This is a genomic window from Streptomyces sp. NPDC040545, assembly GCF_055595065.1.
Genome location: NZ_JBVIWA010000028.1, coordinates 25,345 through 47,488, shown reverse-complemented (window position 1 = coordinate 47,488; position 22,144 = coordinate 25,345). Strand labels below are relative to the sequence as shown.

19 protein-coding genes and 1 other RNA gene are annotated in these 22,144 nt (G+C 72.1%); 15 read left to right on the top strand and 5 right to left on the bottom strand.

Annotation, left to right across the window (positions count from 1 at the left end; genetic code table 11):
• Positions 1-322 precede the first annotated feature (322 nt).
• Both ACZ573_RS34735 and ACZ573_RS34730 read left to right on the top strand, forming a co-directional pair.
• The gene (locus ACZ573_RS34735; protein ID WP_471312266.1) at positions 323-2,110 is read left to right on the top strand and encodes a serine/threonine-protein kinase; all 1,788 of its coding nucleotides are present in this window, start codon (positions 323-325) and stop codon (positions 2,108-2,110) included.
• Positions 2,111-2,270: 160 nt separating this feature from the next.
• Positions 2,271-3,518, top strand: a complete 1,248-nt coding sequence (locus tag ACZ573_RS34730; RefSeq protein ID WP_471312264.1) for a serine/threonine-protein kinase — start codon at positions 2,271-2,273, stop codon at positions 3,516-3,518.
• Positions 3,519-3,640: 122 nt separating this feature from the next.
• Here the strand turns inward: ACZ573_RS34730 and ACZ573_RS34725 are convergent, their stop codons facing one another.
• Positions 3,641-4,642 carry an isopenicillin N synthase family dioxygenase gene (locus ACZ573_RS34725; protein WP_382550150.1) on the bottom strand — a complete coding sequence of 334 codons (1,002 nt, stop codon included), beginning with the start codon at positions 4,640-4,642 and terminating at the stop codon, positions 3,641-3,643.
• Between the two features lie 316 nt (positions 4,643-4,958).
• On the opposite strand from ACZ573_RS34725, the gene prfB reads away from it, so the two are divergent.
• Positions 4,959-6,068 carry a peptide chain release factor 2 gene (prfB, locus tag ACZ573_RS34720; protein WP_030011326.1) on the top strand — a complete coding sequence of 370 codons (1,110 nt, stop codon included), beginning with the start codon at positions 4,959-4,961 and terminating at the stop codon, positions 6,066-6,068.
• 113 nt (positions 6,069-6,181) lie between these two features.
• On the opposite strand, the gene ACZ573_RS34715 is transcribed toward prfB, so the two are convergent.
• Positions 6,182-6,373, bottom strand: a complete 192-nt coding sequence (locus ACZ573_RS34715) for a hypothetical protein (RefSeq protein ID WP_030011325.1) — start codon at positions 6,371-6,373, stop codon at positions 6,182-6,184.
• 235 nt (positions 6,374-6,608) lie between these two features.
• On the opposite strand from ACZ573_RS34715, the gene ftsE reads away from it, so the two are divergent.
• From ftsE to ssrA, 5 genes are all read left to right on the top strand, one after another.
• Positions 6,609-7,298, top strand: a complete 690-nt coding sequence (ftsE, locus tag ACZ573_RS34710; protein WP_030011324.1) for a cell division ATP-binding protein FtsE — start codon at positions 6,609-6,611, stop codon at positions 7,296-7,298.
• 17 nt (positions 7,299-7,315) lie between these two features.
• Positions 7,316-8,287 (top strand): permease-like cell division protein FtsX, encoded by a 972-nt coding sequence (gene ftsX, locus ACZ573_RS34705; RefSeq protein ID WP_471312261.1) that lies wholly within the window; start codon positions 7,316-7,318, stop codon positions 8,285-8,287.
• Positions 8,288-8,354: 67 nt separating this feature from the next.
• A complete protein-coding gene (locus ACZ573_RS34700; RefSeq protein WP_471312259.1) occupies positions 8,355-9,545 on the top strand; it encodes a S41 family peptidase in 1,191 nt (396 codons plus the stop codon).
• Positions 9,546-9,563: 18 nt separating this feature from the next.
• Entirely contained in the window at positions 9,564-10,049 is a 486-nt protein-coding gene (gene smpB / locus ACZ573_RS34695; protein ID WP_471312257.1) for an SsrA-binding protein SmpB, read from the top strand.
• An 84-nt stretch (positions 10,050-10,133) separates the two neighbouring features.
• Positions 10,134-10,522, top strand: a transfer-messenger RNA (tmRNA) gene (ssrA, locus tag ACZ573_RS34690).
• Between the two features lie 55 nt (positions 10,523-10,577).
• On the opposite strand, the gene ACZ573_RS34685 is transcribed toward ssrA, so the two are convergent.
• Genes ACZ573_RS34685 through ACZ573_RS34675 form a run of 3 tightly spaced genes read right to left on the bottom strand, consistent with a single transcriptional unit; the run spans position 10,578 to position 12,379 of the window.
• Positions 10,578-10,835, bottom strand: a complete 258-nt coding sequence (locus tag ACZ573_RS34685) for a Txe/YoeB family addiction module toxin (protein ID WP_301370716.1) — start codon at positions 10,833-10,835, stop codon at positions 10,578-10,580.
• Positions 10,832-11,107: a type II toxin-antitoxin system Phd/YefM family antitoxin gene (locus ACZ573_RS34680; protein ID WP_030010371.1), complete on the bottom strand. Its 276-nt coding sequence runs from the start codon at positions 11,105-11,107 to the stop codon at positions 10,832-10,834. The genes ACZ573_RS34685 and ACZ573_RS34680 overlap by 4 nt, the downstream gene beginning before the upstream one ends.
• 36 nt (positions 11,108-11,143) lie before the next feature.
• On the bottom strand, positions 11,144-12,379 hold the full coding sequence (locus ACZ573_RS34675; protein WP_471312316.1) for an MFS transporter: 1,236 nt from the start codon (positions 12,377-12,379) through the stop codon (positions 11,144-11,146).
• A 94-nt stretch (positions 12,380-12,473) separates the two neighbouring features.
• Here ACZ573_RS34675 and ACZ573_RS34670 point away from each other — a divergent pair, with 94 nt between their 5' ends.
• The 7 genes from ACZ573_RS34670 to ACZ573_RS34640 all read left to right on the top strand — a co-directional run bounded on the left by ACZ573_RS34670 (position 12,474) and on the right by ACZ573_RS34640 (position 21,925).
• A complete protein-coding gene (locus ACZ573_RS34670) occupies positions 12,474-13,439 on the top strand; it encodes a LysR family transcriptional regulator (RefSeq protein WP_471312255.1) in 966 nt (321 codons plus the stop codon).
• Positions 13,440-13,535: 96 nt separating this feature from the next.
• On the top strand, positions 13,536-14,906 hold the full coding sequence (locus ACZ573_RS34665) for a nitrate/nitrite transporter (protein ID WP_471312253.1): 1,371 nt from the start codon (positions 13,536-13,538) through the stop codon (positions 14,904-14,906).
• A gap of 95 nt (positions 14,907-15,001) precedes the next feature.
• Positions 15,002-16,177: a uroporphyrinogen-III synthase gene (locus tag ACZ573_RS34660; RefSeq protein ID WP_471312251.1), complete on the top strand. Its 1,176-nt coding sequence runs from the start codon at positions 15,002-15,004 to the stop codon at positions 16,175-16,177.
• Between the two features lie 9 nt (positions 16,178-16,186).
• A complete protein-coding gene (locus ACZ573_RS34655; RefSeq protein WP_471312249.1) occupies positions 16,187-16,735 on the top strand; it encodes a GNAT family N-acetyltransferase in 549 nt (182 codons plus the stop codon).
• A gap of 299 nt (positions 16,736-17,034) precedes the next feature.
• A complete protein-coding gene (locus tag ACZ573_RS34650; RefSeq protein WP_471312247.1) occupies positions 17,035-17,595 on the top strand; it encodes a CGNR zinc finger domain-containing protein in 561 nt (186 codons plus the stop codon).
• A 115-nt stretch (positions 17,596-17,710) separates the two neighbouring features.
• Positions 17,711-20,017, top strand: coding sequence for a HelD family protein (locus ACZ573_RS34645; RefSeq protein WP_471312245.1), 2,307 nt, complete (start codon positions 17,711-17,713; stop codon positions 20,015-20,017).
• Between the two features lie 504 nt (positions 20,018-20,521).
• Positions 20,522-21,925, top strand: coding sequence for an NAD-dependent malic enzyme (locus ACZ573_RS34640; protein ID WP_471312243.1), 1,404 nt, complete (start codon positions 20,522-20,524; stop codon positions 21,923-21,925).
• Positions 21,926-22,144 lie beyond the last annotated feature (219 nt).

The following is a 22,144-nucleotide window of genomic DNA, read 5'->3' as shown; positions in this document are numbered from 1 at the left end:
CTGCCCGGAAGGCGGGGCTCCCGTCCCGTGCCGTCCGTACATGTGCATCCTCGCACCTGTCACGGACAACACGCCCGGCACCCGGCAACAAATGATCTTGATGTGCCGGGACCCGGACCGGACCCCGGTCGGATCCGGACGCCAAGGCGGCGAAAGACGGGGAAAATCGCCTCCGGCATACCCCGCAAACATCACCCTCCGTACATATGTGCGGCAACCAACCTCCGCGGACCGGCGTCTTCCCGGGGGACACCCCCTAGAGTGGGCCGGAAAACCAATCAGCGGATCGACCACATCCGACGACAGCAGGGGAGCGCGAGACGTGCGGCCAGTCGGCAGCAAGTACCTGCTCGAGGAGCCGCTCGGGCGCGGCGCCACGGGCACTGTCTGGCGTGCCCGCCAGAGGGAGGCCGCCGGCGCTGAGGCGGCCGTCGCGGGGCAGCCCGGAGAGACCGTGGCCATCAAGGTCCTCAAGGAGGAGCTGGCCCAGGATCCCGACATCGTCATGCGCTTCCTGCGGGAGCGCTCGGTCCTGCTGCGCCTGACCCACCCCAACATCGTGCGCACCCGCGACCTCGTCGTCGAGGGCGATCTGCTGGCCCTGGTCATGGACCTGATCGACGGCCCGGACCTGCACCGGTACCTCCGGGAGAACGGCCCCTTCACGCCCGTCGCCGCGAGCCTGCTGACCGCCCAGATCGCCGACGCCCTCGCCGCCAGCCACGCCGACGGAGTGGTCCACCGCGACCTGAAGCCGGCCAACGTGCTGCTCGACGAGCGCGGCGGACAGATGAAGCCGATGCTCACCGACTTCGGCATCGCCCGCCTCGCCGACTCCCCGGGCCTGACCCGCACCCACGAGTTCGTCGGCACCCCGGCCTACGTCGCCCCCGAGTCCGCCGAGGGCCGCCCGCAGACCTCCGCCGTCGACATCTACGGCGCCGGCATCCTCCTGTACGAGCTGCTCACCGGCCGCCCGCCGTTCGGCGGCGGCTCCGCCCTCGAAGTGCTCCACCGGCACCTCAGCGAGGAGCCGCAGCGCCCTTCGACCGTGCCCGAGCCGCTGTGGACGGTCATCGAGCGCTGCCTGCGCAAGGAGCCGAACGAGCGCCCCAGCGCCGAGAGCCTGGCCCGCGGACTGCGCGTGGTGGCCTCCGGCATCGGTGTGCACTCCTCGGCCGCCGAGGTGGAGGCCGCGCTCGGCGTGGGCGCGCTGCTCGCGCCCGATCCCTCGCCGGCCCCGGTCCCCGAGACCCCCGACGCCGGCGCGGGCGCGGGCGCCTACGACCCGAACGCCATGACGAGCGTCATGCCGCCGGTCGGCGCGGCCGACGCCACCTCGGTGCTGCCCATGGGGTCTCCCCGGCCCGGAGGGCCAGGGGAAGCGGCGGGCCCTGGGGCCGACCCGACCTCGGTGATGCCCCCGGTGCAGCGGCCCGACTCGCCGCACCCGTGGCAGTCGCAGATGCAGGCCGCCCGTGACCGCAACGAGCAGACGCAGATCCAGTACCTCGACCCGAACGAGGACCCTCTGCGCCGCCGTCCGCAGCGGCAGGCGCCTCCGCCGCCGCAGCACCGGCCCCAGCAGCAGCCGCCGCAGTACCGGCAGGGCCCGCCGCCCCCGCAGCAGCAGTACCAGCAGCCTCAGCAGCCGCAGTACCGCCAGCCGCAGCAGCCGCCTCAGCAGCAGTACGCGCCGCCCCCGCCGCCGCAGCACTACCAGCCGCAGCAGCACCAGCCCCAGCCGTACCAGCAGCAGTCTCAGCCGCAGCAGCCCCAGTACCGCCAGCCCCAGCCGCAGCAGCAGCCCCCGCAGCCCCCGCCGCAGCAGCGGCCGGCTCCCCGGGAGCCGCGCGAGCCGCGCCGCCGCAGCGCCAACCCGGTGCGGATCCCCGGCCTCGGCTGCCTCAAGGGCTGCCTGGTGCTGATCCTGGTGTTCTTCGTCGCCGGCTGGCTGGTCTGGGAACTGACCCCGCTCCAGGAGTGGATCGGCACCGGCAAGGGCTGGTGGGACCAGGTCTGGACCTGGGGCGGCGACGCCGTGGACTGGGTCAGCTCGATCGGGGACTCCGTGAGCTCCTCGGGCTCGACGGGCTCCACCAAGCCCTGAAACGAGCCCCCCTAGCTCCGACTTCGTGGATTTGTCGACTTCTGGGACATGATTTCGCTCGCAGAAGTGAAGGTCGCCGCGAATCCGGACCCCTGCTGGCCTCCAATGCCCACCCGGCCGCGTAGCTTTGGTGCGTACGCCAGCCGCTGAGGGAGCAGTCGTGGCACGGAAGATCGGCAGCCGGTACACCGCGCACCAGATCCTGGGGCGCGGCAGCGCGGGCACGGTGTGGCTGGGCGAGGGGCCTGACGGGCCCGTCGCCGTCAAACTGCTGCGCGAGGACCTCGCGTCCGACCAGGAACTCGTCGGACGGTTCGTCCAGGAGCGCAGCGCGCTGCTCGGCCTGGAGCATCCGCACGTCGTGTCCGTCCGCGACCTCGTCGTGGACGGCAACGACCTCGCCCTCGTAATGGACCTCGTCCGCGGTACGGACCTGCGCACGCGCCTCGACCGCGAACGGCGGCTCGCCCCCGAGGCGGCCGTGGCGATCGTCGCGGACGTCGCCGACGCGCTGGCCGCGGCGCACGCGGCGGGGGTCGTCCACCGGGACGTCAAGCCGGAGAACGTCCTGCTGGACATGCAGGGCCGGCTCGGCCCCGGCGGCTCGCACCCGGCGCTGCTGACCGACTTCGGCGTGGCCAAGCTGATCGACTCCCCGAGGCGGGCCTCCACGGGCCGCGCCTCGGCCCCGACGACCCGGATCATCGGCACCCCGGACTACCTGGCGCCGGAGATCGTCGAGGGCCTGCCCCCGCGGGCCGCGGTGGACATATACGCCCTCGCCACGGTCCTGTACGAGCTGCTGGCCGGTTTCACCCCCTTCGGCGGGGGCCACCCGGGCGCGGTCCTGCGGCGGCACGTGACGGAGACGGTGGTCCCGCTGCCCGGGATCCCCGACGAGCTGTGGCAGCTCATCGTGCAGTGCCTGGCCAAGGCCCCGGCCTCGCGGCTGCGGGCCTCGGAGCTGTCGGTCCGGCTGCGGGACCTGCTGCCGCTGCTGGCCGGGATGCCACCGCTGGACGTGGACGAGCCGGACGACGCGGATCCGGACCCCGAGCCCTCGGAGGAACCGGCGGCCGACCCGGTCCGGCGGCGGGGCGTGGTCCCGCTGGTGCCCGGCTCGGCGACCGACTCCAACCGGGACACCCACACCTCGATGCGCGTGCCGGGGCCGGACGAGCTGGCGGGCGGGGCGCTGGGCACGGCCCGCGTCCCGCGCCCGGCGGGCGGCCACCGTCCCGGCTCCGCCCGCCACCGCGCGGAGGCGGCCCGCAAGCGCCGCCTGGTCCTCTCGGCATCGGCCCTGGCCCTGGCCGCGGCCGCCGGTCTGGGCACGTGGCTGGCCGTCTCGGGCGACGACCCGGCGCCCCGGCAGGACCACAAGCAGTCGGTCCCCGCGAAGCGCTAGCCGCCGGGTGCGTGCCGTGGTCGGGGGCTCCGCCCCCGAACCCCCGCACCTCAAACGCCGGCGAGGCTGGATTTCCAGCCCCTCCGGCGTTTGAGGACCGGGTCCGGGCAGAGCCCCGGGGGCTACACCGAGGCCAGTTCCGGGTGCCAGCGCCGCGCCACGGCGGGGTGGGCGCGGACCCAGCCCTTCAGTTCGTTGCGGCCGTACTCGGCGTGCAGCGGGTTCGACTCGTCGTGCGCGACACCGGGCGCGGAACGCAGGTAGTCGCCCGGGACGGTCTCGATCACCGCGTCCAGCCGCGGGTTGTAGAAGAACGGCACCGAGTACCGCTCCACCGCGCCGGGCGGGCTGACCACCCGGTGGTCCGTCGCCGTCAGGTAGCCCTCGGTCGCGATCTCCAGCAGCTCGCCCAGGTTCACCACGAAGGCGCCCGGCATCGGCGGTACGTCCACGTAGCCGCCGTCGCGCACCACCTGGAGGCCGCCCACCGAGTCCTGCAGCAGGAGCGTCAGGAAGCCGTAGTCCTTGTGCGCGCCGACCCCCTGGTCGGCGCCGGAGGGGGCCGATCCCGGGTAGCGGATCAGCTTGGTGTGCAGGTGCGGGCGGTCCGCGAAGGCCTCGTCGAAGAAGTCCGCCGGGGCGCCGATCGCCACGAGGAGTTCCTGGAGCAGGCGGTGGGCGACCGCCGCGAGCCGGGACTGCCAGTCCAGGACCACCGTACGGAGCTCCGGGAGGGCGGCGGGCCACTGGTTCGGGCCCTCCAGCCACAGGAACGCCGGGTCGTCCGGCCCCACGACCGGCGCCGGGCGCTCCGCGCCGACGTCCAGCTGGTCCCGCCAGTCGGAGGAGCCGCCGGTCAGCTCGTGGCCGATCCGGGTGTAGCCACGGAAGTGCGGGGAGTTCAGATTGCTGACGGCGAGCCGGTCGGCTTCCGGGAGGGCGAAGAAGGCCTTGGTCAGCTCGAGGATGCGGGCGCTCTCGGCGGCGGTGACGCCGTGCCCGGTCAGGTGCAGGAAACCGGTGTCCCTGGCGGCTGCGTGCAGCTTCTTCAGGAAATCGGCCCGCTGGGCCGGGTCGTCGGCCTGGGAAAGGTCCAGGACGGGGAGAGTGTGCGCGGACGGCATGACGGCTCCGTTTCGGATGTCACGGGGTCCTGATCCCCAGAGGTGGTGGGGGCCGCGGGCGGGGGGAGGGTCACCGACAGGGGTGGTGCCGGGACCACGGGGGCCGCGTACAGGACCAAGTCGGATCGTGGTGGATCAGGCTTGGGTTCGGTCCGGCGGCGGACAGCTCGTCGTCGTGACACGCATGTGGTCGACATGGCGGCGCTTGACGAGGAGAACGGTCATACGGAGAGGGTACGCCCGTGCGATCCATCATCAGAACGGGTGATTCGGCCTGCCCGGACGGGGTTGTCCGGGGACCGGCTACGCTGGACCCGTGGCAGTCGTCGATGTTTCCGAAGAGCTGAAGTCCCTCTCCTCGACCATGGGGTCGATCGAGGCCGTCCTGGACCTCGACAAGCTGAGGGCAGATATCGCCGTGCTCGAGGAGCAGGCCGCCGCGCCGTCCCTGTGGGACGACCCGGAGGCCGCCCAGAAGATCACGAGCAAGCTTTCGCACCTCCAGGCGGAGGTCCGGAAGACCGAAACGCTGCGCGGGCGCATCGACGACCTCGGGGTGCTCTTCGACCTCGCCCAGGAGATGGACGACGCGGACACCCTGGCCGAGGCCGAGGCCGAGCTGGTCTCCGTCCGCAAGGCGCTGGACGAGATGGAGGTCCGGACCCTGCTCTCCGGCGAGTACGCCGAGCGCGAGGCCCTGGTCAACATCCGCGCCGAGGCCGGCGGCGTCGACGCCTCCGACTTCGCCGAGCGCCTCCAGCGCATGTACCTGCGCTGGGCCGAGCGGCACGGCTACTCGACCGAGATCTACGAGACCTCGTACGCGGAAGAGGCCGGCATCAAGTCGACCACCTTCGTCGTCAAGGCCCCGTACGCCTATGGAACGCTCTCCGTCGAGCAGGGCACCCACCGCCTCGTGCGCATCTCGCCCTTCGACAACCAGGGCCGCCGCCAGACCTCCTTCGCGGGCGTCGAGGTGCTCCCGGTCGTGGAGACCAGCGACCACGTCGAGATCGACGAGGCCGAGCTGCGCGTCGACGTGTACCGCGCCTCCGGCCCCGGCGGCCAGGGCGTCAACACCACCGACTCGGCGGTCCGCATCACGCACCTGCCGACCGGCATCGTGGTCTCCTGCCAGAACGAGCGCTCGCAGATCCAGAACAAGGCGAGCGCCATGAACGTCCTCCAGGCCAAGCTGCTCGAGCGGCGCCGCCAGGAGGAGAAGGACAAGATGGACGCCCTCAAGGACGGCGGCAGCTCCTGGGGCAACCAGATGCGGTCCTACGTCCTGCACCCGTACCAGATGGTCAAGGACCTGCGGACGGAGTTCGAGGTCGGCAACCCGCAGGCGGTGCTCGACGGCGAGATCGACGGCTTCCTGGAGGCCGGTATCCGCTGGCGCAAGCAGCAGGAGCAGACCGCGTAACCCCAGCACACGCGCACGCGCGGAAGGGCCCGGACACCAGGTGTCCGGGCCCTTCTCGCGTGTGTGATCGGTACGTGGCACGGAGGCTGCCGCGGGCACCACGGCCGGGCGGTCTAGGCGGTGTGCTGGGCCACCAGTACCAGAGCTGTCACGAGGACCACCATGAGCACGATGAGCGTCACGGGGTTAAGGCCGGAGAAGGGGCCCTCCTGCTGGAGGCGCTCCCGGTTCGCCCGGCACACCGGGCAGCGGCCCTGGCTGACGGGTGCGGCACAGTTCGCGCACACGAGCCGGTCATATGTCATGCGCTCCTCCTCTCGTCCCCTCGCTCTTCTGCTGCCTATAACGGCGTGGGGAACCGGAGCGTTCCCCCTACCACTGTGCCAGCTTCGCCGACATTCGGCGCGGCCCGTCCGGGCAATCACGGTCCTGGGCGCCCGCACCCCGGGATAAATCGGGCAAGTCCGGAGGCCGGGTCCACACCTCGCGCCCGTTCGCGTATGGTCACGCACACCTACTCCCGGCGACCGTGGTGCACCCGTGATCCGATTCGACAGTGTCTCCAAGTCCTACCCGAAGCAGAGCCGACCCGCACTCAGAGAAGTCTCGCTCGACATCGCGAAGGGCGAGTTCGTCTTCCTGGTCGGCTCCTCCGGCTCCGGCAAGTCCACCTTCCTGCGGCTCATCCTGCGCGAGGAGCGGGCGAGCCACGGCCAGGTGCACGTCCTGGGCAAGGACCTCGCCAAGCTCTCCAACTGGAAGGTTCCGCAGATGCGGCGCCAGCTGGGGACCGTCTTCCAGGACTTCCGTCTGCTCCCCAACAAGACGGTGGCCGAGAACGTGGCCTTCGCCCAGGAGGTCATCGGCAAGCCGCGCGGCGAGATCCGCAAGGCCGTCCCGCAGGTCCTCGAACTCGTGGGCCTGGGCGGGAAGGAGGAGCGGATGCCCGGCGAGCTCTCCGGCGGTGAGCAGCAGCGCGTGGCCATCGCCCGCGCCTTCGTCAACCGCCCCGCCCTGCTGATCGCGGACGAGCCCACCGGCAACCTCGACCCGCAGACCTCGGTCGGGATCATGAAGCTGCTGGACCGGATCAACCGGACCGGCACCACCGTGATCATGGCCACCCACGACCAGCAGATCGTCGACCAGATGCGCAAGCGCGTCATCGAACTCGAACAGGGCCGACTCGTGCGCGACCAGTCGCGCGGCGTCTACGGCTACCAGCACTGAAAGGTCCCTGAGACGCAATGCGCGCCCAGTTCGTCATGTCGGAGATCGGCGTCGGCCTCCGTCGCAATCTCACCATGACCTTCGCGGTCATCATCTCGGTGGGCCTCTCCCTGGCCCTGTTCGGTGGCTCCATGCTCATGAGCGAGCAGGTGAGCAAGATGAAGGGCTACTGGTACGACAAGGCCAACGTCTCGATCTACCTCTGCAACAAGCAGGACGCCGTCGAGGCGAGCGAGGCCGCCACCAAGAAGGCCGACGGCTCCGGGGCGGGCTCCACGGGCGTCACCACCTGCGCCAAGGGCGCGGTGACCGAGGAGCAGAAGAAGCAGATCGAGTCCGAGCTCAAGCAGATGTCCCTGGTGAAGTCCGTCGCCTACGAGTCGGCGGACGAGGCGTACAAGCACTACCAGGAGCGGTTCGGGAACACGGCGCTCGCCTCCTCCATCACCCCGGACCAGATGCAGGAGTCCTTCCGGGTCAAGCTGAAGGACCCGGAGAAGTACAAGGTCGTCACCTCCGCCTTCGTCGGCCGTGACGGCATCCACACCGTCGACGACCAGCGCCAGGCCATCGACGACCTGTTCCGGATCCTCAACTACCTGAACATCGCGGCCCTCGCCATCATGCTGATCATGCTGATCGTGGCGCTGCTGCTGATCGTCAACACGGTGCGCGTCTCGGCGTTCAGCCGACGGCGTGAGACGGGGATCATGCGGCTGGTGGGTGCGTCCAGCTTCTACATCCAGGTCCCCTTCATCATGGAGGCGGCCGTCGCCGGCCTCATCGGCGCACTGTTCGCCTGCGCCATGCTGATGTCCGGCCAGTATTTCGTGATCGACCACGGCGTCGGACTGCGGGACAAGATCCAGCTCATCGACTTCATGGGCTGGGGATCGGTGCTGGCCAAGCTCCCGTACGTACTCTTCATCGGCCTCCTGATGCCCTCCATGGCCGCCTTCATCGCCCTGCGCAAGTACCTGAAGGTGTGACAAGCGCCCCGCGAGCGGTCGGGTCAACCACCCGTACCGACGCGGGGCTTGTCCTAGACTCGGCGCCATGCTGGGCTTGCCGAGTGTTCCCGCCTTCTGTCTCCGGCCCCGCGACCTGCGTCGCGGGGCCGTTTTGACGATCGCCTTCCTCACCGCCGTCGGCGCGGGCGCGTACACCGGCTGCTGGGAGCGCGAGGAGGGCGCCGCGGCCGCCGCGGCCCTGGCCGGCGCCCCCGCGGCCGAGACCCCGCGCGAGGCGGGCACCGCCGACCGGGAGGCCGTCGCCCGCGCCGTCGCCGAGGCCGTCGCCGAGGGGAAGTCCGGCAAGAAGGCGGCCCAGGAGGTCGTCAGCCGCAGCGGCGACCGCTGGGGCACCGTCTACGACCAGGGCGAGTACGCCGCCTTCACCGAGGGCCTCGACGGCCACTGGACCGGCGTCGGGGTGTGGGCCGGCCGGGCCCCCGACGGCATGATCAAGGTCGACAAGGTCCAGCCCGGCAGCCCCGCCGCCCGGGCCGGACTGCGCGCAGGGGACCGGCTGCTGAGCGTGGACGGGCACGCCGTGACCGGCCTCGCCGTGCCCGCCGTGGTCGCCCTGCTGCGCGGCGACGCCGGTACCCCCGTCGTGCTGAACCTGAGCCGGGACGGCGCCGATCTCACCGAGACCGTGCGCCGCGAGCAGCTGCGCACCGAGCCGGTGACCGTACGGCAGCGCCCGGACGGGGTCACGGTCATCAAGGTCGTCTCCTTCACCCGCGGTTCCGGCGACCGCGTCAAGGCCGCCGTCCGCGCGGCCCCGCCCGGCGAGGGGGTCGTGCTCGACCTGCGCGGCAACCCGGGCGGGCTGGTCACCGAGGCGGTCACCGCAGCCTCCGCCTTCCTCGACGGCGGGCTCGTGGCCACGTACGACGTACGGGGCGACCAGCGGGTCCTGTACGCGGCCGAGGGCGGGGACACCACCCGGCCGCTGGTGGCCCTGGTCGACGGCGGCACGATGAGCGCGGCCGAACTGGTGACGGGCGCCCTGCAGGACCGGGGCCGGGCGGTGGCCGTGGGCAGCCGGACCTTCGGCAAGGGCTCGGTGCAGATGCCGACCGAGCTCCCGGACGGCTCGGTGGCCGAGCTGACGGTGGGCACGTACCGCACGCCGGCGGGCCGCAGCCTGGACGGCGCCGGCATCACCCCGGACGTGCCGGCGGGCGAGGCGGTCGAGGAGCGGGCCGTCACGGTATTGGGTGGCCTCGGGGTGGGTCCGTAGTGCGAAAATGACCGCACTATGGCTAAGGAAAAAGGGCGCAAGCTGATCGCCCAGAACAAGAAGGCGCGTCACGACTACGCGATCCTCGACACCTACGAGTGCGGTCTCGTGCTCACGGGCACCGAGGTCAAGTCCATGCGCCAGGGCCGGGCCTCGCTGGTGGACGGCTTCGTGTCGGTGGAGGGCGGGGAAGCCTGGCTCTACAACGTGCACGTGCCGGAGTACAGCCAGGGCACCTGGACCAACCACAGCGCCCGGCGCAAGCGCAAGCTCCTCATGCACCGCGAGGAGATCGACAAGCTGGAGCGCAAGGCGGACGAGTCGGGTCACACGATCGTGCCCCTCTCGCTGTACTTCAAGGACGGCCGGGCGAAGATCGAGATCGCGCTGGCGAAGGGCAAGAAGGAGTACGACAAGCGGCAGACGCTGCGGGAGAAGCAGGACACCCGCGAGACGAACCGGGCGATCTCGGCCATCCGTCGCAAGCAGCGCGGCACGGTTTAATCACCTGGCACGCGGTGGTCGACTTCGCGTACCATGGCGTCAGCACCGCCCCCCAGGGGGTGGCGCACCTTGAAAAAACAACATGGGGATGATCGGTTTCGACAGCGGATGTCGATGCAGGGGAAGCGAGCCGAGGAAGCGGCAATGATCTCGCTAACCATATGTCGCAAACAATAATCGCCAACTCCAAGAGCGATAACTCCCGCTTCACCCTCGCTGCCTAATAACAGTGAGCTGAAGCCTCTGTGAGGAGCGTCAGCCCGGAAGTGGTCCCGGTCCGGATCCTGGCGTCAATTAGGGATCTAAACCTCTAGCCCCGGTCACGGGGGTTGGAGGGAAACCAAACAGTGACTGAGCCCGTCGGAGACTTGTCCGTGTGATCTCCGGGGCTGAGAAAAGCGCAGCGGACTGCGCTCGGAGAAGCCCTGCTTCTGCACCGTTGGACGCGGGTTCGATTCCCGCCATCTCCACTCATCCCATGTGGGCAAAGGCCCCGCGGCCTCTCGGCTGCGGGGCCTTCGTCATGCGTCAGTAGTGGTAGCGGGCCTTGAGGATCTTCACTTCCTTGTCGTCGGCCCGGTACACCAGGCGGTGCTCGTCGTCGATGCGGCGGGACCAGTACCCCGTCAACTCGCCCTTCAGTGGCTCGGGCTTGCCGATGCCGGTGAACGGGTCCCGCTGGATCTCGCCGATCAGGCGAGTGATCCGGCGGGCCATCTTCCGGTCCGATGCGAGCCAGAACAGGAAGTCCTCCCAGGCGGCGGGGTCGAAGTGAACGCTCCTCACTCCTCGCCCCCGGCCAGCTCCCTCAGCTCGTCCAGCGTCCTGACGACCGTGGAAGCGCCCTCGCGATCGCGTGCGACGGCCTCCATCAACCGCTGTGCGTTGGCGGGGGAGCGCAGCAGGTAGACGGTCTCCTGCCAGGAGTCGTAGTCGTCGGCGGACATGAGGACCGCGTCACCGCTCTTGGAGGTGATGCGCACCGGGGCGTGGTCGGTGTTGACGCGCTCGATCAGCGGGAACAGGGTCGCCCTGGCTTCGCTGGCGCTTATGGACATGCTGCGCTCCTCACTCCGGGTCGTACTCGTACGAGTTTATGGTACGTCTCCGGTACCGGAAAGCGGTACGACTTTCGTGGCGGCGAGTGCGACGAGGGCCGCCGCGGCCGGGAGGGCGTAGGCCGTCGACGGGCCCAGGTGGTCGACCAGGGAGCCGGCCGCGGCCGCGCCCAGGGCGATGCCCGCGAGGATGGCGGTGACCGCGAGGGTCATGCCCTCGTTGAGGCGGCCCTCCGGGGTGAGCGCGTGGACCCGGGACATCGCCGTCACCATCGTCGGAGCCGTGGCCATGCCCGCCAGCAGCAGCGCGCAGGCCAGCGGGAAGAGCGCGCCCGTGCTCGCCGCGAGCCACGGCAGGGTCATCGCGGCGGCCATGGCGAGCAGGCAGGTGCGCAGGCCGCGCGGGCGCAGCGTGCCGTAGAGCAGGCCGGCCGCACAGGAGCCCGCCGCCTGGAGGGCGAGGACCGGTCCGGAGGCGGCGCCCAGGCCCAGGGCATCGAGGTGGGCGATCGAGGCGATCTCCATCGACCCGAAGACCACACCCGTGGCGAGGAACAGCGGTAGCAGCGGGCCGAGGGCGCGCAGCGGTGAGCCGCGGCGCGGACCCGCCGTCACCGGGGGCTGGGTGGCGCGGCAGGAGGTGAAGACCAGCATGCCGGTCAGCAGCAGGGCGGCCCCGGTGAGGGTGCCGGCCTCGGGCAGGACGACCGAGCAGAGGAAGGCCGCGAGGACCGGGCCGAGCATGTAGCAGAGCTCGTCGGCGGCCTGTTCGAAGGACATCGCGGTGTGGTGCGCGCCCGGGGAGTCCCGCAGCAGATGCGTCCAGCGGGCGCGGGACATGCCGCCGATGTTGGGGGTGGTGGCGGTCGCGGCGTACGAGGCGAAGAGGGTCCAGTCGGGGGCGCCGGTCCGGACGCACACGACCAGGGACAGGGAGCCGAGCACCGCGACCAGGGTGGCCGGGACGGCGATCCTGGCCTGGCCGTGCCGGTCGATCAGCCGGGCGGTCCACGGCGCGACCAGCGCGGTGGCGGCCAGGCCGGTCGCCGTGACCGCGCCGGCGAGGGCGTACGAGCCGCGCTGGCCGGCGATCATCATGACCGCGCTGATCCCGAACATGCCCATCGGGAGGCGGGCGAGGAGGTTCCCGGCGGTGAAACCGCGGGCGCCGGGCAGCGCGAACAGGCGCCGGTAGGGGCCCCGCGGGCGCGAGGGAGTACGGGCGGGGGCGGGCGGGGCGGCCAGGACGAGGGTGCTGCCGGTGACGGCCATGAGGGGCATGACCACCACCCTCGGCCGGGACCGGGCGAACCGTCCAACACCTGTCCGGCGGCCATTCACGCCGATCTGTTGTTAGTCTCCGGGGATGATGCCCCGTGATGTGGATCCCCGGCTGCTGCGCGGGTTCGTCGCCGTGGCCGAGGAGTTGCACTTCACCCGCGCCGCCGCCCGGCTGTACGTCGCCCAGCAGGCGCTGAGCCGGGACGTACGGCGGCTCGAAGAGGCCCTCGGCACCACGCTGTTCGTCCGTACGACCCGCGCCGTCGAGCCGACCCCCGACGGGGAGCGGCTGCTGCCGCTGGCCCGGCGGGTGCTCGCCGCGCACGAGGCGGTCGCCGCCGCGTTCGCCGCACCCCGCCCGCTGCTCGTCGACCTGAACACCGACGGGCCGAGCACCGCGCGCACCGTGCTGGAACGGGCCCGGGAGCTGGCCCCCGACTGCGAACTGATGGCCCGCTGGGAGAGCGGCCTGACCCATGCCGCCGCCGAGATCGCCGCCGGCCGTCTCGACGTCTCCTTCGGGTACGCCGACGGGCTGGACCCGGTGTGGCGCTCGCGTCTCGCGCACCGGCCCGTGCGCTTCGAGCCGCTCGCCGTGCTGCTGCCCGAGGGACACCCGCTGGCCGGGCGGGCGGCCGTACCGCTGGACGCGCTGGCCGGGGAGACCGTGTACGCCGGCGCCGGGAACCCGCGCACCCTGGAGTGGACGGGGCTCGCCCGCGAGCTGTTCGCCGGCCGCGGGATCCTGATGGCGCCGCCCGCCCCGGTGGCCATCGGCAAGGACGAGTTCAGCCGGGTCATGGCCAAGACCGGCAATCCGGTGCTGGTGACCGTCGACTTCGTCGACCTGCCCGGCTCCGTGAAGCGGCCGCTGGTCGACCCCGTACCGCTGTCCCCGCTGTCCATGGTGTGGCGCAAGGGTTTCGGCCACCCCGGACTCGAAGCGCTGCACCGGGCCGTGGCCGGGCTCGGCGGCGAACGCGGCTGGCTGGAAGTGCCCCCGGAGAGCTGGCGCCCGGCCGCGCTCACAGGTGCCCCCGGCGGCGGGTGAGAGCAAGGTTTCCCGGCGGTCATCAGGCGGTGACCGGGGCCGAAACGCGCCGTTCCTACGGTCGTTCCACGGACGCGAGAGCTGTGGAGGCGTGTGATGACCGGTACGACCGCACCGCGCAAGGGGGGCCGCTGGATCGAGCAGTGGGATCCCGAGGACGAGACCTTCTGGAAGGAGACCGGGGAGCGGACCGCCCGCCGCAACCTCGTCTACTCCGTGTTCTCCGAGCACATCGGGTTCTCCATCTGGTCGCTCTGGTCCGTGATGGTCCTCTTCATGGGACCGGCGTACGGGATCGACCCGGCCGGGAAGTTCTTCCTGATCGCCACCGCTACCTGCGTGGGCGCGCTCGTACGGGTGCCGTACACCTTCGCCGTGGCCCGCTTCGGCGGCCGCAACTGGACCGTCGTCAGCGCAGTGCTGCTGCTCGCGCCGACGGTCGCCGCGATCGTGGTGATGGAGCCCGGGACCTCCTACGGGACCTTCCTGGTCGTCGCGGCCCTCACCGGCGTCGGCGGCGGCAACTTCGCCTCCTCCATGACCAACATCAACGCCTTCTTCCCGCTGCGCAAGAAGGGCTGGGCGCTCGGCCTGAACGCCGGTGGCGGCAACATCGGCGTGCCCGTGGTGCAGCTCGCCGGGCTGCTGGTCATCGCCACCGCCGGAGCCGCGCACCCGCGGTACCTGCTGGCCGCCTACCTCCCGCTGATCGTGACCGCGGCGGCCTTGGCGGCCGTACGCATGGACAACCTGGCGCCCGTACGCAACGACACCGGCGCGGTCCGCGAGGCACTGAAGGACGCGCACACCTGGATCATGGCGTTCCTCTACATCGGCACCTTCGGGTCCTTCATCGGCTACAGCTTCGCCTTCGGCCTGGTGCTGCAGACCCAGTTCGGCCGCACCCCGCTCCAGGCCGCCTCGCTGACCTTCATGGGGCCGCTGCTCGGATCGCTGATCCGGCCGGTGGGCGGGGCGCTCGCGGACCGGTTCGGCGGAGCACGGATCACGCTGGGGACGTTCGTGGCGATGGCGGCGGCCACCGGAGTCGTGGTGTTCGCCTCGCAGCGGTCCTCGCTGCCGGTCTTCCTCGTCGGCTTCGTGGCCCTGTTCGTCCTGAGCGGGCTCGGCAACGGATCGACGTACAAGATGATCCCGGGCATCTTCCAGGCGAAGGCACTGGCGCGCGGCATGAGCGGCGAGAGCGCGGCAGCGTACGGGCGGCGGCTCTCCGGCGCCTCGATGGGCCTCATCGGGGCGGTCGGCGCGCTCGGCGGACTCGGCATCAACCTGGTCTTCCGGGAGGCGTTCCGCACCTCCGGCTCCGGGACGGCGGCCTTCGTCACCTTCCTCGGCTTCTACGCCCTGTGCTGCGCGGTCACCTGGGCGGTATACCTTCGCCGCCCCGCGGCCCCGGTGATCCACACGGTCGGGGTCGAGACGAAACCGCAGCTCACGTCGGTGTAACCGGGGCGAAATGCGGGTGAACCGAGTCCGACACGACGTGTGGGCAGACTCGGTCCACCCGTACCGCCCCCCCATGCGTCACTAGGCAGGTCACGATGGACGACACGAACACCGGCCCGCTCGCGGGCTTCACCGTCGGGGTCACGGCCGCCCGGCGCGCGGACGAGCTCATCGCGCTGCTGCGCCGCCGCGGGGCGGCGGTGCTGCACGCGCCGGCGCTGCGGATCGTGCCGCTCGCCGACGACAGCGAGCTGCTGGCCGCGACGAAGGAACTGATCGGCTGCGCGCCGGACGTGGTCGTGGCCACCACCGCCATCGGCTTCCGGGGGTGGATCGAGGCGGCCGACGGGTGGGGCGTCGGCGAGGAACTGCTGGAGCGGCTGAGGGCCGCCGAACTGCTGGCGCGCGGGCCGAAGGTGAAGGGCGCCATCCGGGCCGCCGGGCTCGTGGAGACCTGGTCCCCGGACTCGGAATCGCTCGCCGAGGTACTGCAACGGCTGCTGGCGGACGGGGTGGACGGCCGGCGGATCGCGCTCCAGCTGCACGGGGAGCCGCTGCCCGGCTTCGTCGAGGCGCTGCGGGCCGGCGGAGCCGAGGTGGTGGTGGTCCCGGTGTACCGGTGGATGGCGCCGGAGGACCTCGCGCCGCTGGACCGGCTGCTGGACGCGATGATCGGCGGCGGGGTGGACGCCGTCAGCTTCACCTCGGCCCCGGCGGCGGCCTCGCTGCTGTCCCGGGCCGAGGAGCGGGGGCTGCGGGAGGCCGTGCTGGACGCGCTGCGCGGCAGGCTGCTGTCGGCGTGCGTCGGGCCGGTGACCGCGCTGCCGCTGCAGGCGCACGGGGTGGACACGGTGCAGCCGGAGCGCTTCCGGCTGGGCCCGCTGGTGCAGTTGCTCTGCCAGGAGCTGCCCGGCCGGGCCCGGGTGCTGCCGGTGGCCGGGCACCGGATGGAGATCCGGGGGCACGCGGTCCTGGTGGACGCGCACCTGCGGCCCGTACCGCCCGCCGGGATGGCCCTGCTGCGGGCGCTGGCCCGGCGGCCGGGCTGGGTGGTGCCCCGCGCGGAACTGCTGCGGGCGCTGCCGGGCGCCGGGCGGGACGAGCACGCGGTGGAGACGGCGATGGCCCGCCTCCGGGTGGCCCTCGGGGCCCCGAACCTGATCCAGACGGTGGTCAAGCGGGGGTACCGGCTGTCGCTGGACGCGGGCGGGGAGGCCAAGTACGGGCAACTCCCGGCCGACGCGGTGACGGCCCGGGGGGTCCTCGGCTAGCGTGCCGGGATGATCATTGACGGGGTGGAGATGAGGGGCGCCGTGCTCGGCGACGCCGCCGGGCTGGCCGAGGCGTTCGCACGGAACCGGGCCTTCATGGCGCGCTACGAGCCGGTCCGGCCGGACGCCTTCTACACGGAGACCGGCCAGCGGGAGCGGCTCGAGGGCGTGCTCGCGGAGCGGGACGCGGGCCGGATCGTCCCGTACGTGTTCGTCGAGACGGCCACGGGTGCGCCCGTCGGCGCGATCAACCTCGGCTCGATCGCGTACGGGCCGCTGTGCAGCGGCGGTCTGGGGTACTGGGTCGACCGGGCCTGGCACGGCAAGGGGCTGGCCACCGCGGCCGTGGAGGAGGTCTGCCGGGTCGCGCGCGACGAGCTGGGCCTGCACCGGGTGGAGGCGGGCACGCTGGTCGACAACCTGGCCTCGCAGCGGGTGCTGACGAAGGCGGGCTTCGAGCGGTTCGGCCTCGCGCCGCGCTACCTGCACATCGACGGCGCCTGGCGCGACCACCGCCTCTTCCAACGCCTCCTCCACGACCAGCCTCCGGCCCCCTAGCCGCTCCGGCCATCTTCAGCCCCTCCGGCGTTTGAGGAGCGGGGTCCGGGCGGAGCCCCAGGAAACCCGGCTCCGCCGGGCACCGGGCTCCGCCCGGACCCTCCCCCGGCTACCGCTGGGAGGTGCCCCCTCCTCAAACGCCGGCGAGGCTGGGTGGGGTCGGCGTCGGCCCGTGAGCACGCGCAGCTCGGGTAGGGCTCCGCCCGAGCGGCTGGGCGGACCCACCGGTTCGGGGGCTTCCGCTGTGACCCGCCGGGCGGCAATCTGGTACGGCACCCCCACGACGGGAGGCTGACGGCATGCGGTTCGATTCCGGGCGGGTCTGTCTGGACCTGGTGGCCACCTTCACCCCCCACGAGGGGATCCCGGACGGCGACGAGCTGCGGCTGTGGCTCGCCGGCGCCGGCCTGGTACCCGACCGGACGCCGCTCGCCCGGGTGGGGCCCGACTGGGCCGCGGCCTTCCGGTCCCTGCGCGCCGACGTGGAAACCCTCGTACGGGCGGAGCTGCTCGGCACCGACCCGGACGAGCACGCCCTCGCCCGGGTCAACGCGCTGGCCGCCGGACCACCCCCGGGCCTGTGCGCCGTACGGGACCAGGAGGGCCACCTCGTACGGGAGTTGTGCGGCGGCGTGGAATGCGGTGCGCTGCTCGCGGCCGTCGCCCGGGACGCCGTCGAGCTGCTGACCGACCCCGGCGACCGGGCGCTGCTGCGGGCCTGCGCGGGTGACGGCTGCACCCGCGTCTACCTGGACACCTCCCGGGGACACCGCCGCCGCTGGTGCTCCAGCGAGCGCTGCGGGAACCGGGAGCGCGTGGCCCGGCACCGCCGCCGGGTCCTGGCGGCCGGAGCGGGGTGAGGCTCCCGGTGAGGGGCGTACCACCCTGCGAGACCGGTTCCGGAACGGGCGTGCGGACAGGGGGCCGATTCGCGTACCTTTGACGGTCGCCCATGCACGTCAGAAGGGGGCCTTGGTGGCCGCGCAGAATGCCGCTGTCGACAGCACGGCGGATTCCGTCCGCGATCGGGAGATCGCGGTCGAGCAGACGCATCTCGACCGGGTGTACCGACGCCTTGAGGAGAAGATCCACGAGGCCGAGTTCCTCATGAACGACGCCGCCAAGCGCGGCCAGGTGGGTACGCCCGGCGCGCTCGCCGAGCGCGACGCGCAGGTCTTCCGGGCGGGCATCCACCTGAACCGGCTGAACAACGAGTTCGAGGACTTCCTCTTCGGCCGCATCGACCTGGTGCTCGGCAAGGACGGGGAGCGCGGCGCCGACGGCGCGTACACCTCCGTCGAGCCCGCCGACGACGCGATCCGCGAGGACCTCACCGCCGACATCGCCGAGACGCTGCACATCGGCCGCATCGGGGTCCTGGACTCCGACTACGCGCCGCTCGTCATCGACTGGCGCGCGCCGGCCGCCGCGCCGTTCTACCGCTCCACGCCCAAGGAGCCCGGCCGGGTCGTGCGCCGCCGGGTCATCCGCTCCAAGGGCCGCAAGGTGCTCGGCGTCGAGGACGACCTGATGCGTCCCGAGGTCACCGCCTTCCTCGACGGCCGGGAGCTCCCGGCCATCGGCGACGGCGCCCTGATGGCCGCCCTCGGGCGGGCCCGTACGCACTCGATGCGCGACATCGTCTCCTCCATCCAGGCCGAGCAGGACCTGGTCATCCGGGCCCCCGCCGCCTCCGTCGCCGAGGTCGCGGGCGGCCCCGGCACCGGCAAGACCGCCGTCGCCCTGCACCGCGCCGCCTACCTGCTCTACCAGGACCGGCGCCGCTACTCCGGCGGCATCCTGATCGTCTCGCCGACCCCGCTGCTCGTCGCGTACACCGAGGGCGTGCTGCCCTCGCTCGGCGAGGAGGGCCAGGTGGCCATCCGGGCGCTGGGCTCGCTCGTCGACGGCGCCGAAGCCACCACCTACGACTCCCCGGCCGTGGCCCGCATCAAGGGCTCCTCCCGGATGCTCAAGGTGCTCCGCAAGGCCGTACGCGGCGCACTGGAGCTCGGCGGCGCCCCCGACCGGCTGCGCGTGGTGGCCTTCGGCCGCCGCCATGAGCTGGAGTCCGACGAGCTGAACCGGATCCGGCAGAACGTGCTCAGCGGCACCGCCCCGGTCAACCTGCTGCGCCCGCGCGCCCGCAAGCTGCTGCTCGACGCCCTCTACGCGAAGTCCGGCGGCGCCGGCCGGCACAGCGACCCGGAGCTGGCCGCCGAGCTGCGCTCCGCCTTCGACGAGGACATCTCCACCGAGGACGCCTTCATCGGCTTCCTCGACGCCTGGTGGCCCGAGCTGACCCCGCGGGCGGTGCTCGCCGCGCTCGCCGACGAGCGCCACCTCGGCCGCTGGTCGCGCCGCGACCTGGGCCCGCGCGAGAGCCGCCAGCTGGCCCGCTCGCTGCGCCGGGTGGGCCCGGACGGCAAGGGCCCCCTGTCGGTGCACGACGTGGCACTGCTGGACGAGCTCCAGCTGCTGCTGGGCGCCCCCGCGCGGCCCAAGCGCAGACGGGAGATGGACCCGCTCGACCAGCTCAGCGGGCTGGAGGAGCTGATGCCCACCCGCGAGGAGACCCAGTGGGAGCGGGCCGAGCGGCTCGCGGCGGAGCGCACCGAGTACGCGCACGTCATCGTGGACGAGGCCCAGGACCTGACGCCGATGCAGTGGCGGATGGTGGGCCGCCGCGGCCGGCACGGCACCTGGACCGTGGTCGGCGACCCGGCGCAGTCCTCCTGGACGGACCCGGAGGAGGCGGCCGCGGCCCGCGACGAGGCCCTGGGCTCCCGCCCGCGCCGGCGGTTCACCCTGACGGTCAACTACCGCAACCCGGCTGAGGTCGCCGAGGTCGCCTCCCGGGTGCTGCGCCTGGCGATGCCGGGCATGGAGCCGCCGTCGGCGGTGCGCTCCACGGGCCTGGAGCCCCGCTTCACGGCCGCCGACGGCGATCTGGGCACCGCGGTCCGGGAGGAGACCCGGCGGCTGCTGGACCAGGTGGACGGCACGGTCGGCGTGGTCGTGGCGATGGACCGGCGCGCGGAGGCCGCGGGCTGGCTCGCGGACCTCGGCGAGCGGGCGGTGGCGCTGGGCAGCCTGGAGGCCAAGGGCCTGGAGTACGACGCCACGGTGGTCGTCTCCCCGGCGGAGATCGCGGACGAGTCCCCGGCGGGCCTGCGGGTGCTGTACGTGGCGCTGACGCGCGCGACGCAGCAGCTGACCGTGGTCTCGGCCGAGCGGGACAAGCCCGACGCGGACGGGGTTCCGGAGCTGCTGCTGCCGTAGGGGGTGTCTTGCCGGCCGCCTGCCGATCGGCCCGGCGGTGGCGGTTCATCGCCGGGGTCCCGGCCCGCTCAGGGCCTCGTACGGCCGGATGGGCGGCGGCCGGGCGCGTGGTGGCCGGATACGAGCGCGAGCAGGGGGATCACTTTCGGCGATCCTTTGTTAGCCTGGGTACGGCACCGACTCGATCCAAGCCCCCGGGCCCAACCTTCGTCGCTCAGAGCGACCACTTGCCGCGAGGCGAGCATGGCGGGTCGGTGTCGTCAACGTATGAATCACCAGGTCCGCGTCCCCCACCTGTGGGGGGGCGCGGACCTGTTTCGTATGACCCCACCATTCCGAACGCCCCTGATATCTCGTATGGTGGAAGAGTCTTTCCGAATTTTGTAGCTGGTTACCTTGTACTGGCTGGTAGGTGGGACGATCGGACAACAGGTCCTGCCGCACCTGCTGTGCAGCGGGGCTCTGTGTGTTACAGCGAACCAGGGACAGAAGAGGAACACGGCCATGGCAACGGCGCCCAGCGTCTCGTATTCGATGACGGTCCGTCTGGAAGTGCCCGCGAGCGGAACCGCGGTCTCCCAGCTCACCACCGCCGTGGAGTCCTCCGGCGGATCGGTCACCGGCCTCGACGTGACCGCATCCGGCCACGAGAAGCTCCGGATCGACGTCACCATCGCCGCGACCTCCACCGCGCACGCGGACGAGATCGTCGAGAAACTGCGCGGCATCGAGGGCGTCAGCCTCGGCAAGGTCTCCGACCGCACCTTCCTGATGCACCTCGGCGGCAAGATCGAGATGTCGTCCAAGCACCCCATCCGCAACCGTGACGACCTCTCGATGATCTACACCCCGGGCGTGGCCCGCGTGTGCATGGCGATCGCCGAGAACCCCGAGGACGCGCGCCGCCTCACCATCAAGCGCAACTCCGTCGCAGTCGTGACCGACGGCTCCGCCGTGCTGGGTCTCGGCAACATCGGCCCGATGGCCGCGCTGCCCGTCATGGAGGGCAAGGCGGCCCTCTTCAAGCGCTTCGCCGGCATCGACGCCTGGCCGATCTGCCTCGACACCCAGGACGCCGACGAGATCGTCGCGATCGTCAAGGCGATCGCCCCGGGCTTCGCCGGCATCAACCTCGAGGACATCTCCGCGCCGCGCTGCTTCGAGATCGAGGCCCGGCTGCGCGAGGCCCTCGACATCCCCGTCTTCCACGACGACCAGCACGGCACCGCGATCGTCGTGCTCGCGGCGCTCACCAACGCACTGCGCGTGGTGGGCAAGGCAGTTGGCGATGTCAAGGTCGTCATGTCGGGCGCCGGCGCGGCCGGTACGGCCATCCTCAAGCTGCTCCTGGCGGCGGGCGTCAAGAACGTGGTGAGCGCCGACATCCACGGCGTCGTGCACGCGGACCGCCCCGACCTCGTCGACGCGGCCCCCGACTCCCCGCTGCGCTGGATCGCCGACAACACCAACCCCGAGGGCTACACGGGCACGCTGAAGGAGGCCGTGGTCGGCGCCGACGTGTTCATCGGCGTCTCGGCCCCGAACGTGCTGTCCGGCGAGGACGTCGCCGCCATGGCCGAAGGCGCGATCGTATTCGCGCTCGCGAACCCGGACCCCGAGGTGGACCCGGCCGTCGCCCGCCAGACCGCCGCCGTCGTGGCCACCGGCCGCTCCGACTTCCCGAACCAGATCAACAACGTGCTGGTCTTCCCGGGTGTCTTCCGCGGTCTGCTGGACGCTCAGTCCCGCACCGTGAACACGGAGATGATGCTGGCCGCCGCGAGCGCGCTGGCGGACGTCGTGGGCGAGGACGAGCTGAACGCGAACTACATCATCCCGTCGGTGTTCAACGACAAGGTCGCGGGTGCGGTCGCGGGCGCCGTCCGCAAGGCGGCCTCGGGAGCCTGAGCCCTGCTGTGACGGCCCTCACGGTGCTCCGATACCGGCGCGTCGCGAGATGCGGGCCCGACGGGCCGCCTCTAGGGTTTGCGGGGATGCCCGCGAGGTCCGCGGTCCGCGGCGGCGCGTGAGCGAAGGCGTGGACGGAGCGTCACCGCGGCGTGACTGTGGCGCTTTTCGTGTGACCCCGATGGGTGCCGGATTGGCTTTCCCGCCGCTGGTGGGGGC

What these genes read in the sequence shown, in the direction of transcription:
- ACZ573_RS34725 (WP_382550150.1), bottom strand. Translation starts at nt 4,642, where the DNA reads ATGCCGTCCGCGCACACTCTCCCCGTCCTGGACCTTTCCCAGGCCGAC.
- ACZ573_RS34715 (WP_030011325.1), bottom strand. Translation starts at nt 6,373, where the DNA reads ATGACATATGACCGGCTCGTGTGCGCGAACTGTGCCGCACCCGTCAGC.
- ftsX (WP_471312261.1), top strand. Translation starts at nt 7,316, where the DNA reads ATGCGCGCCCAGTTCGTCATGTCGGAGATCGGCGTCGGCCTCCGTCGC.
- ACZ573_RS34700 (WP_471312259.1), top strand. Translation starts at nt 8,355, where the DNA reads ATGCTGGGCTTGCCGAGTGTTCCCGCCTTCTGTCTCCGGCCCCGCGAC.
- smpB (WP_471312257.1), top strand. Translation starts at nt 9,564, where the DNA reads ATGGCTAAGGAAAAAGGGCGCAAGCTGATCGCCCAGAACAAGAAGGCG.
- ACZ573_RS34680 (WP_030010371.1), bottom strand. Translation starts at nt 11,107, where the DNA reads ATGTCCATAAGCGCCAGCGAAGCCAGGGCGACCCTGTTCCCGCTGATC.
- ACZ573_RS34675 (WP_471312316.1), bottom strand. Translation starts at nt 12,379, where the DNA reads ATGGCCGTCACCGGCAGCACCCTCGTCCTGGCCGCCCCGCCCGCCCCC.
- ACZ573_RS34670 (WP_471312255.1), top strand. Translation starts at nt 12,474, where the DNA reads ATGATGCCCCGTGATGTGGATCCCCGGCTGCTGCGCGGGTTCGTCGCC.
- ACZ573_RS34665 (WP_471312253.1), top strand. Translation starts at nt 13,536, where the DNA reads ATGACCGGTACGACCGCACCGCGCAAGGGGGGCCGCTGGATCGAGCAG.
- ACZ573_RS34660 (WP_471312251.1), top strand. Translation starts at nt 15,002, where the DNA reads ATGGACGACACGAACACCGGCCCGCTCGCGGGCTTCACCGTCGGGGTC.
- ACZ573_RS34655 (WP_471312249.1), top strand. Translation starts at nt 16,187, where the DNA reads ATGATCATTGACGGGGTGGAGATGAGGGGCGCCGTGCTCGGCGACGCC.
- ACZ573_RS34650 (WP_471312247.1), top strand. Translation starts at nt 17,035, where the DNA reads ATGCGGTTCGATTCCGGGCGGGTCTGTCTGGACCTGGTGGCCACCTTC.
- ACZ573_RS34640 (WP_471312243.1), top strand. Translation starts at nt 20,522, where the DNA reads ATGGCAACGGCGCCCAGCGTCTCGTATTCGATGACGGTCCGTCTGGAA.